Source organism: Hoylesella timonensis S9-PR14, from assembly GCF_000762405.1.
Lineage (GTDB): Bacteria > Bacteroidota > Bacteroidia > Bacteroidales > Bacteroidaceae > Prevotella > Prevotella timonensis_A.
The window spans coordinates 1-11,100 of record NZ_JRPQ01000015.1 but is presented as its reverse complement, the minus strand read 5'-3'; the positions used below and the strand labels follow the sequence as shown (position 1 = coordinate 11,100).

The 11,100-nt window shown below is 41.0% G+C and carries 7 protein-coding genes and 1 pseudogene; 1 reads left to right on the top strand and 7 read right to left on the bottom strand.

Going from position 1 to position 11,100, the window contains the following annotated elements; translation table 11 throughout:
• Positions 1-291: 291 nt before the first annotated feature.
• Positions 292-645 (top strand): annotated as a pseudogene (locus HMPREF9304_RS14815) (histidine-type phosphatase); the annotation flags it as partial.
• A gap of 136 nt (positions 646-781) precedes the next feature.
• Here the strand turns inward: HMPREF9304_RS14815 and HMPREF9304_RS00850 are convergent.
• The 7 genes from HMPREF9304_RS00850 to HMPREF9304_RS00820 form a co-directional block, all read right to left on the bottom strand.
• Positions 782-1,630: a hypothetical protein gene (locus HMPREF9304_RS00850; RefSeq protein ID WP_036925866.1), complete on the bottom strand. Its 849-nt coding sequence runs from the start codon at positions 1,628-1,630 to the stop codon at positions 782-784.
• A gap of 184 nt (positions 1,631-1,814) precedes the next feature.
• Positions 1,815-2,009, bottom strand: a complete 195-nt coding sequence (locus tag HMPREF9304_RS00845; RefSeq protein ID WP_036925871.1) for a hypothetical protein — start codon at positions 2,007-2,009, stop codon at positions 1,815-1,817.
• A gap of 216 nt (positions 2,010-2,225) precedes the next feature.
• Complete coding sequence (locus HMPREF9304_RS00840; RefSeq protein WP_036925862.1) at positions 2,226-3,368, bottom strand: DUF1735 and LamG domain-containing protein; 1,143 nt, start codon at positions 3,366-3,368, stop codon at positions 2,226-2,228.
• A 30-nt stretch (positions 3,369-3,398) separates the two neighbouring features.
• Complete coding sequence (locus HMPREF9304_RS00835; RefSeq protein WP_036925859.1) at positions 3,399-4,517, bottom strand: glycoside hydrolase family 18; 1,119 nt, start codon at positions 4,515-4,517, stop codon at positions 3,399-3,401.
• A gap of 21 nt (positions 4,518-4,538) precedes the next feature.
• Entirely contained in the window at positions 4,539-6,170 is a 1,632-nt protein-coding gene (locus HMPREF9304_RS00830) for a RagB/SusD family nutrient uptake outer membrane protein (protein WP_036925856.1), read from the bottom strand.
• A gap of 6 nt (positions 6,171-6,176) precedes the next feature.
• Positions 6,177-9,470: a SusC/RagA family TonB-linked outer membrane protein gene (locus HMPREF9304_RS00825; RefSeq protein ID WP_036925869.1), complete on the bottom strand. Its 3,294-nt coding sequence runs from the start codon at positions 9,468-9,470 to the stop codon at positions 6,177-6,179.
• 153 nt (positions 9,471-9,623) lie between these two features.
• Positions 9,624-10,649, bottom strand: a complete 1,026-nt coding sequence (locus HMPREF9304_RS00820) for a FecR family protein (RefSeq protein ID WP_036925852.1) — start codon at positions 10,647-10,649, stop codon at positions 9,624-9,626.
• Positions 10,650-11,100 lie beyond the last annotated feature (451 nt).

Genomic DNA, 11,100 nt, shown 5'->3' with positions numbered 1-11,100 from the left:
GGGGGGGGGTAACAAAAGATGTTAATAAACGCATGGCACACAACACCTTCCCGAACTCTCTAGTAAAGGCGAAAGAAGTCGTTAGCAGGTAACCAATACTATGTGTCATATATTTATACATACATCATCAAAAATAGTTATACCTTCATTTTGTTGCTCCTTAATGTTCAATATAAGAGCGCTATTGTTCTATTTTAGATATCGAATGCAAAATTAAGTATTTTCGTCAAAACTCCACGCAGGTTTCAAGAAAAATAATGCAAAAAAGTGTTACCAAACAGCACAAAATGCCGTAAGTTTACATTCCTATGCGGACACGACTCGAATATTGCCAGTGTAAGTGCTGCATTGGGCATTGACAACTACGAATTGCCAAATGCTATTGAAAAGAAAACTCCCATTGGCAGCAAATTAGTTTTTGAGAAATGAGCTCATAAGACTGGAAAAGAATTTATTGCTATCAATATTGTATATCAAAATCCACAGCAATTGCGCGGACTCTCCATGCTAAACTTACAAAATCCTCCAGAGGTATACAGTTTGCAACTGAAAGGCTTGAAAGCAAATGTCGATGGACTTTATACGGCAGAAGAAGTAATGAACAGATTTACTCAATCCATTCAGGCATACGACGCTATTAAGTAAGGAATATAAATATCATCTATCATCGAGTAAGAGATAAACACTTTTCACAGGAGTTTTATTTCTTACTTTCGTTTCGCTCCATTCCACGCCACGACGCATACCGTGAGCTACCAAATGATAGCTGAACGGCTATTTTTTATTTCTTCGTGATGACATCAAACTCACAAACTTTCGAAATTGTACGACCTCCTTGCACCACAGTGGCGCATATCTTTGCACGCTCCGACTTTAATCTGTTGTCAGCCTTTATCATGGCAGTATAGCGAATCCCTGTACCCGGTTCGATTTGTTCTACACGAACACTCGGGGAAATGTTAAGATGCTTGTTGTTGGTGGTTTCTAAAACTATCGGTTCTACATTATATAAAGTCTGAGTACCATGATTGTAAACTTCAAACACCACTCTGCAAACTTCACCTCGCGATATGGCTCCATCCTGATTTTGGTCTATCAATCGTGCATTTCTAATTTCCATGGTTGGCGCATAAGTGAGACCTTTGGCTAACCTTTCTACGCAGGAGGTGGCAGGTATCTTCTTCGTTGGATACTGAATCATGAGTGAATCTTCATTGCCTTGTCTCTCAAAATCCAAGAGACGGTCATCCCCACTGTTTGTTTCGTCATATCCACTTGCGTCCCAGCCCTCTCGCTGATAATCGTACATGTTTTCTTGTTTCTGCTTCTTGATTTGTTGGCGCTGCGCTCTCTTCTGCGCTCTTATCTCCTTATCTCGTTGATACTGGTCTAAATCAGCTTCTCGCTTTCTATCTGCATTTGCTCCAATAGCTCCACCAACCACAGCACCTCCTGCCATTCCTATTATCGTTCCTAAATCACTTCCACGAGGGCCTCCAGAGATACCTCCAATAACACTCCCCAATATCGACCCTAAAGAGGAACCTGCATAAGCTCCACTCCCCGCATAAGTACCGCAACCACAGCATACAATGAGGATGGACAACGAAATAAGTAAGTTTTTGTTCATGTTTTCTTGATTTATAGCCGGAGCATAGAATCACACTCGACGTACGATACAAATATACAAAAACTCTTCTTAACCTCGAGAGGGAATTTCCCCATGAACCGTAGGATTTTCCCTAATTTCTTATTATGTTGCAAAATAGAATGGATTGGGACAATCCCCACCAGATTCAAATTGAACCAAAAAATTAAATTGCTTGATAACCTTTTATACTATTGGTTTTCAAGATATCTCGCAAACTCAACTCTTCGTGTGCAGCAGATGAATCATCGACATGCTCTTCAGGCAGCGGCTGATAATTAAAAACTTTATCATGCAAAGCACCACATCCCCAGCCTAATAAGGCAATTGCTAAAAATATCAGAAATACAATAAGTTCCATATTCTCATTTTTATGTTCTACATAAATATCTACACGCAAAAATAAGAAATAAAGTTGACTTTGCCACAAAAAGAATCTTAAAAGTGATTATCTGTAGACTTCACATGATGACAAGGAAAGAATAATGGTTTTCATGCGTAGATTTGAAAGCATGTAAAAAAGAGGTGAACGACCATGCGCACACCTCCTTTTTACGTTTTATGTCACTCTCAAAAATTATTTGATAGAGATAGGTTCATTTAAGGTAGCAATGTTAATACCATTTGTCTTACCATCCAAATTCTTGGCTGCATCTTTAATGATATCTCCCTCGACTTTCTCAGAGCCATCAAGCTTATAATACAATTCAAGTCCGTCAGACTTAGGATCTACTCCTAACATGAATTGTTTGATTTGCTTGTCGGTACGAGCCACACTCCATACTCTCAATTCGCTCATATAACCGCGGAATGGACGTTCGCCCCAAGGGAATCCAGCCAACTTACCAATGTTAAAGCCGACATCCTTATTAGGATCGAAGCCAGCAATATTCCAAGTAGACTCTGCCCACTTGGTACCATTCAAGTACAGAACGGTCTTTCCAGAAGGCTGATCGTAAGTGATGGCAACATGACACCATTTGTTTGCGGGCAGTTTGTCAGGTGATTCGTAATGCTGGTTTCCTGCAATTTGCAAAATACCTCTACTAATGCCACCGCCTTCATCACCAACACGTAATATCATGATACCTTCGCAACCCATAATGGTATTATTAGATCCCCAGCCTGTAGAATAAACTAAAGCCTCGTAGGTAAACGACTTAAAGAAAGTTCCTGCTGGGAATTTTACAGAAATATAGTGATTTGTGAACGTACCCACCTTGTTAATTAAGATTGGTTTCGCTAAAATAACATACTCTATATCCTCACCAGCCACTGTAGGAACGCTACTTGATTTTACTCGAACAGGCAAGATATAAGACTTTCCTGCTTCAAGACTATTCAATCCAGACAGAGTAAGCACCACAGGTCTGGCGTGCGTCGCACCTGCTTCAATGACAGCTTGCGGTGTTTTTATTTTCGCATTTTGTGCATTGAAGGGTAAATAGCCTGTACCATGCTTCGCATTATACTCTTTTACCAATGACTCTTCTGCTACCTCATACGATACATTCACATCCGACGACAGAAGATTACTAAGACGAGAGGTGATATTTACATCCATCACATCTTTTTCTTCTTTCATCGTTACCTGATATTCACTGCTCTCGAAGTAAACCTTTTCAGCGAGCAAATCATTTTCGCTCTCATTATTGCATGCTCCTAACAAGAGGGCTAACCCTCCCATTAAAAGAGAACGGCATATATGTTTGTTTTTCATTGTTATCTCATTTTTGATGATTCACTAAACTTACTTTTTCTTTTGGTTGGCTTTCCATTCATTATAAACCTTCTGGTTAATCTGAATAGCTTGGCGCATCCACTTGTAATTAGGCGTGTTGTCGTAGTCGTTGTCAAAACGATAAGCACCTACACCACCCTTACATCCGTTGGTTGGCATCAAGGCAGCCTGTTTTAATAGCTTACCACCACTACTAAAGCTCGATTCAAAATTCTCGGTAATAATCAGCTTTTTGGTATCAAAGTCATAGTAATCTAAGCTGGGCGTCCAACCATACGATTGTGCAATCCAATAGTCTACATAACCATCCAAGGCTTTGGTTAAGCCATAAAACTGTCCGTCAATACAAATTAGTTTGTGGCCTTTGCCTTCAGGGTCACTCTTTGGACCAATATACTTATTCATTTCCTTAATCAAATAAATTAAATCTTCATTGGTTTCTAAAGTTCCGTCCATGTCAAAGACACCACTTCCAATTTCCCAGTCGATGTCATAACCATCCCAATCGTTAGCAACCAAGGAGTCGCAGAGAGCTTTCGCAAACTTTGCCAACGCTTGTTTATGGCTTTCCGATCCACGTTTGCCATTGTAACCCCAGAACTTCCAACGAGCTTGTTTCTTTGCCTCATTCAGTCGTTCCTCGTCTTTGCTCCAACCTTCTTGCTCTGCTTTTTTCTCCACTTCGTGGTACACATAATCAGGAGTTCTACCTTTTCCGATGTATGAAAGCAGGGTAACCTCCAAAAGTCTGGTTCCTTTCACTTTTTGCACAAACTCTTTGTCAGCCTTTTGTGCAGGCGTGATTTGAAATCTGTTAGGAGCACCACTCCACATAGACACAATATCCATACTGTCGGGCATCGAACTAAGGTAGCCTCTACGGTAAGTGCCTGCTGGCGACCAGTTAGAATACCAACCGAATGCTACAGGACGACCATAATTATTAGCCGTTTTCTTATAAGCTCTTAAATCAGCATAATATTGTTCGCTCTGCTCATTATTCATGGTGTTATAACCACCTACATGGTCAAACTCTTTTGCTTCGGGTTCTACCATATCACTACAGGAGGTCATGAACATTCCTATCGCAAGAGCGAGAAATAGTTGATGATATTTAAAACGTTTCATTATTTTTCGATTTTAAGTATATTATTTATTCTTATTATCCCACCACAGGCGAGTACCAGCCTTATCCTGTCCATCACGTAGCATCTGACGAGCTTTGTCCAAGTTCTGCTTGTCCTCATCAGATGTAGCCCTATTGGCAGGATAACGCATTCTGCGAATACCGATATTGGTATCTACCTCACCGTTACTGTAATTCGCCATTACCTTGTGCAGCTTTGGATAGCCTGTACGGCGATATTCACTCCAAGCTTCTTGTCCGTTAGGATACAATGCAATCCATTTTTGGATCATGATTTTCTCTAACTTCTCTTCAGCGCTGCCACCCCACTTTACGGTAGCTTTTGTAACTGGAGGCTCTGAAACATTCACATTAGGATACCACATGCTTAGCTCATATTCCATCGGTGTACGGCCAGAGTTCATATAGCTGTCTACCTCACTGGCAGGAATGCCATTTTCCTCGAACGACATGGCAATACCCTTGCGATACAAGTCTTCAGCAGAACCGTTGACAGAAATGCCATGTAACGCTGCTTCCGCCAAAAGGAAATACACTTCAGATGCGCGCATCCAATAAGTGGCGGTTGTCTTGGTTACATTAGGTCTTGACGCCATTTTATACACATCGTTCTGCTCCGTAATGTTACCAGTTGGTACTGCCAGGTATTTTCCGTATTGTCCCAACTCCTGAGCGTAATAAGCTTCAGACTCTGTAAAGTACTTGGGAAGGCGTGGATCTTCATATCCACCTAAATAAGCCTGCATCGAAGAACCCATGCGGCACTCGTTGTATTGGTTCGATAAAATCTCAATATTGTTGATAAAGGTAAGTCCTGCACCCTTTTCCATTTTAGCTTCATCGTCCTTAGACTGCATCACACCGTAAGGATTGTTCACCGCTTGCAGTACATACTTCTTTGACATCGCCTCATCGGCATAATAGACACGCATCGCCAAGCGAAGCATTAAAGAGTTGGCATAGACAATCCATTTCTTTACATTGCCTCCATATACGGCATCAGCATTGGGCAACAATTTGGTAGTACCATGCTCAAGCGCATTTGTCAGCACGCCAATGGCATTCGTTAAATCTTCAAACATACATTTATACACGTCTGCCTGACTGTCATAAGGTACACTAATAAGTCCCTTTCCTGCCTCTTTGTAAGGAATTGGACCGAACATATCGGTTGCCTTATGCCAAGTAGATACTTTGAGAATTTGTGCCAAAGCATAAGCCTCGGGGAAATCTTTCTCTGTCTTTATCTTGATGTCTTGCCACAATGGTATCACTTTGGTATATGCCGAAGTGTACGATGCCGATACCCAACCGTCCATCAAGAAATAGGTTAAGTTGTTACGACCGCTGTTCCAGTTGTTGTTTTGAGCAAAGTAACCACTCCAACAATCGGCAGCCAAATGATAAGCTACTTGATATTCGTTGGCAACATTCGTTCCGTCGTCTTGTGTACCAACAGGAACTACGCACTTTTGCAAAGCTGTTATAGGACCACCGACAGAGATACCGTCCATTTTACCTTCTTCGGGAAGCATCTCGAACTCGTTGGTATTGATTTTCTCAAAGTCGCACGAAGCGAACAATGACAAAGCCAATAAACCTATCATATATTGTTTATATCTTAGAAATTTCATAGTTGATTAGAATTTAAATTTTACACTAAATCCATAACTCTTCAGACTGGGCTGCATGAAGTAATCGTTTCCTTGTCCATAAGTTCCTGTAGAAGGAGTCACCTCTGGATCGAAAGGTGCCTTGCAATAAATCATCCAAGGATTGTTAGCCACAAACGAGAGTGTTAAATCTTTCACCACATTATTGAACCAACGAGAATTAAACTTGTAACTGAAAGTTAACTCTTGCAATCTCACATTGGTTGCACTATAGGTATAATAGCCAGCCAAGGCTGTTTCGCCTGTACCTATCAAGTTATAATAGTTTTTGGCATCAAACACTCCCTGTTCTGGAATTAGCACACCACCAGCATCACGAGCATCGGCAGAGGCTTGCGACACGCCAAACTTATCGAGCAATGTTTGTGTAGAAGAAGTAACAACACCGCCCACACGTGCATTGATTAAGAAACTGAGTCCGAAACCTTTATAAGAGAATGAGTTGTTCCAACCCATCGTAAAATCTGGTGTGGTTTTACCGAGGTACACGGGATCTACATTCTCTACGTTGAAGCCACCAGAAGAGGTAACATTGATAAAGCCTTGATTATCTTTAGCCAAGAACTTATTTGCATAGATGTCGTTGATAGAACCTCCGACCTTTAAGATAACACGACCATTGTCTTTAGAAACTTGAGGAATGTTAATAGGTTTGGGACTCATAGGATGAGTATAATCCTTCACCATCTCAATAATTTCATTGTTGTTGTGCGAATAGGTAAGCGAAGAGTTCCAACCTAACTCGCCAAAGTTGTCGTGATAACCCAAGGTCATCTCAACACCGCGGTTCTCCACATTTCCTGCTTGTAGATATACGGCTTTATAACCAGAGCTTTCTGGCAATTCACCGATAAACGTTTGGTTGTAGGTGTTCGATTTGTACCATGTGAAGTCGAAGGATAGCTTTTTGAATAAGCGTGCCGTCAAACCAAGCTCATACGACTTTGTACGTTCTGCCTTATAATCGGTAAACGGATAAATGTCGGTTGATTTCAAACTACCGCCCAAAATAGGCGTTGTAATGGTTCCCGGTGTCATACCCGAACGTGATACAGGCGAACCTACTTCGGTGAACGAACCTCTTACTTTGAGGTAAGAAATGGCTTTGGGTAATTTTACCATTTCAGAAATGATGCCTGACAAACCAACCGAAGGATAAAAGAACGACTCTTCGGAAGAATTAACCAAGCGCGAGTTCCAATCGTTTCTGCCTGTCAAGGTAAGGTAGATCATGCTCTTGTAGCCTAATTCGGCACTGGCAAAGGCTGCCACATTGCGCACTTTGCTATCGCCACCAGCCTCGCGAATCTTACTGTCGGTAGGATCAATGTTCGTCAAAGAGAATTTATTGGGTACTAATGTTAGGTTACCACCATAGCCTCTGGTGAGTGAGCCATAATCAGAATAGCTGTAACCAATGTTGGAAGCCAAGCTAAAGTCTCCAAAACGCTTGTTGATACTGGCAATAAAGTCAACATAGGTTTGGTGATCTTTATAATTATAATAATCGTATGCGCCTTTTGACTTGGCAAACACATCGTATGAAGAAGCATAAATTTTTCGTTCGCTCGTCATAAAAGTTCTGTCAAAACGAACACGACCAGCAAGATCCAACCAATCTAAGACGTGATAAGTGAGACCTGCATTAAACATATATCGGTCTTTATCATCAGGAGCTAAATTACGATAAGCTGTCCAATAGGGGTTTTGATTAGCAAATTTACCATCTAAGATTGGCCAATACTGCAATGGGAAGTTTCGTGTATTGTCGTAACGCTCAAACGTTTTGATGGCATCGAACGACTCGCCACGTGGGAACAAATAAGCAGCAACAATAGGATTCCAATACTCACCTTGAGATACCATATTGTTGTCTTTTTGCTTGATGTACGATGCGCCTAAGTCTAATTGAACCTTACCACCAAAGAGTTTTGAAGAATTACGGACAGTAAAGTTGAATCGGTCGTACGTGTTGTTTGGTACAATGCCCTTTGAATTAGTCGAAGCTACCGATGCAAAGGTCTGATTGTACTCATTACCTGTGTTGATGGTCAATGAGTTGATAAAGTTAGTACCTGTACGGAAGAAGTCTTTCGCAGGGTCGTATGAACTGGGCGTTGCAAGCTTTTCTCCCCAGCTCTCATAAGAGCCTGCTTTGTTACCATAGGTGTTTTGGAACTTCGGCATGAGCAAGGGAGAGCTAAAATCGGCTGCTGACGAGAAGGATATCTCCATTTTTCCCTCTTTACCCTTTTTAGTGGTAATGAGGATAGCGCCATTCGCTGCATTACTACCATACAAGGCAGCGGCAGAAGGACCCGCCAAAACGTTGATACTCTCAATATCTTCAGGGTTAAAGTCGGCAATGCCTTCACTGCTGACACGTCCCTCTCCTAAAACTCCACTATCTGAACCTCCATTGAAATTGAACAAGGGGATACCATCTATTACATACAACACATTGTTGCTGCCTTCTATAGATTTTGCACCACGCATAATCACACGTGTGGCACCACCCACACCACTGGCACTTTTCGTAATGCTTACACCTGCCACCTTACCACTAAGCGAGTTGACAAAGTTGGCATCCTTGTTACGAGTCAGTTCTTCACTCTTTACTTGTTGTACATTGTAGCTCAAGGCCTTCTCCTCGCGCTTGATACCAAGAGCCGTTACTACCACCTCACCCAACTGTTTAGAACTTTCGCTTAAGACGGTAGTAGAGGTGACATCAGAAGCTTTGAATTCGCGAGTAGCAAATCCAACATACGAGAATTCGAGTATGTCGTTGCTACGAACATTGAGGCTATAGTTTCCATCAATATCGGTTGCAGTTGCAGTTTTGCTGCCCTTTACTCTGACCGTTACACCTGGGAGCGATTCGCCATTCTCATCAGTCACCTGTCCGTTTACACGAATCGTTGCGCCACTTTGAAGGGTGTTTTGTGTCTGAGGCTTGTTCTTTTGACTGATTAAAATGTGTCGGTCGGTGATGGTATATTCTATGTTGGTGCCCATAAAAAGCTCTCTCAATAAGTCGGATAGCTTCATTTGGGTAGCACTTACTTTCACCACCTTTTTAAGATTCATCACATTCTGTCCGTAATCAACAGACTTATTTGTTTGCTTTTCTATGGCAGTAATCATGGTCTTGAGGGTTGCCTCACGCTTCTGCAACTTGATGACTTGATTTTGAGAAAAACCTGCCAATGAAATCAACAACAATGCACTTACAAGAAACAGCTTATTCCATGGCATCATTGTTAGAAGTGTTTTTTTAGTCTTAGGTTTCATACCTTTGTTTAGATAAAATAGATTTAGTTGTTAGAATTTATTTCTTATTTGTTTACAGGAAATTAGTACGCTTGACTGCTAAACAAGCATCAATATTGAGCATAATTACCTGATTGCGTTTTATTTGTGAATATCTGCTGGGCGACCTCCTTTCTTGGTATAGATTGTGATAATGTTATTTTGTTTTGTAAAATGTAAATGGTCAGAAATTTTGCAAAGCACGTGCATGACATCGTCTATGGTCTCATCTTCACGGAATGCCATGGTATATTTCTGATTCAAATCAACATCTGATGCGATGTTCATTCGTATGTTGTATCGTCGTTGCAAATCGGCTATAATTGTCTTGAGTGGAGCTTGGTCAAAGTAAAGTCTACCGTGCATCCACTGACTATAATCGTAATTTTCTACTCGTTGCTTTCTCATCATACCATTGACACGGTTATACACCACCTGCTCATCGGGCAGAATGGTCATGGCTTGTTTGTTTTCATACACGAGTACCTTACCCTGAGCTAAGGTAGTGGTTATATTTTCTTCTGCAGGATAAGCTTTAATATTAAACTGTGTACCCAACACCTTAACTTTCAAATTACCGATGTGGACGATAAATGGCTGCTTTGATTGATGAGTGACCTTAAAAAATGCTTCGCCATCTAAATACACCTCTCGGCTATGTGCAAAGGTACTAAAGTGCTGAGGATAGGATAAAGTAGACCCCGAATTGAGCTTAACCTGTGTACCGTCAGATAAAGTGAGCGTACCAATACGCCCTTGGGAAACATAAAAATCGGTTAAAGCCATGTTCTTCGTATTCTGATAGGAAGTGACCCACCAAACACCAAGGCTCAACAAAAAAGGAACAGTAAGAATTGCTGCATATTTTAATAGACGTCCTAATCGATTGGTTGCCACTGGATGCACGGTTGATACTGACCGTTGCCGATTAAATCTATCAAAAGATTGATTCAAAGAACGGCTATCCATCCTACTGGAAGTTTCATTCCATATTTGTTTCATCGCTTCCTCCTTGGCTTCACTATCCTTGGAGTCAGACAGCCACCATATAATACGATGATGATAACGGGCTGGGATAAGTCCGTCAACAAAAAATCTCATGATTTTGTAGGCTGTTTGTTGATTCATAGTTAGGTGCTTTATTGTAAGACAACCGCAAAGGTCGTCACACGTAGTTAATAAATATTAAAAAGTAAATTGCGTGCTACGTCCGCACTCTATAAGCAAGGTAGTTTTACACGGTTTCTTCATTATATGTTATTTTTAGGACGAAAAGCGCCCTTAAAAACAGCAAAAATAAAATGAGTGGTGTACAACATGGAAGGACAATAAATGCTGAATTTTCTTTACAAAGTGCCTCTCATAACTCGCGTGAAAACATCCAACGGCAAAGTTGGTCGCAAATATGCGAGTAATTAGCAAGGTTTGTAATTCATTGTTATTGTGAATGTTACGCTAATGTTAACTCTTTTCTTCCCTATTTTTACCACTTTTTATCAGCTAACCCATTGAGATAAACCTCCTATTTGCATGCTTTAATGCTCTTGAAGCATGTGAATAACACCTCTAATACATGTTT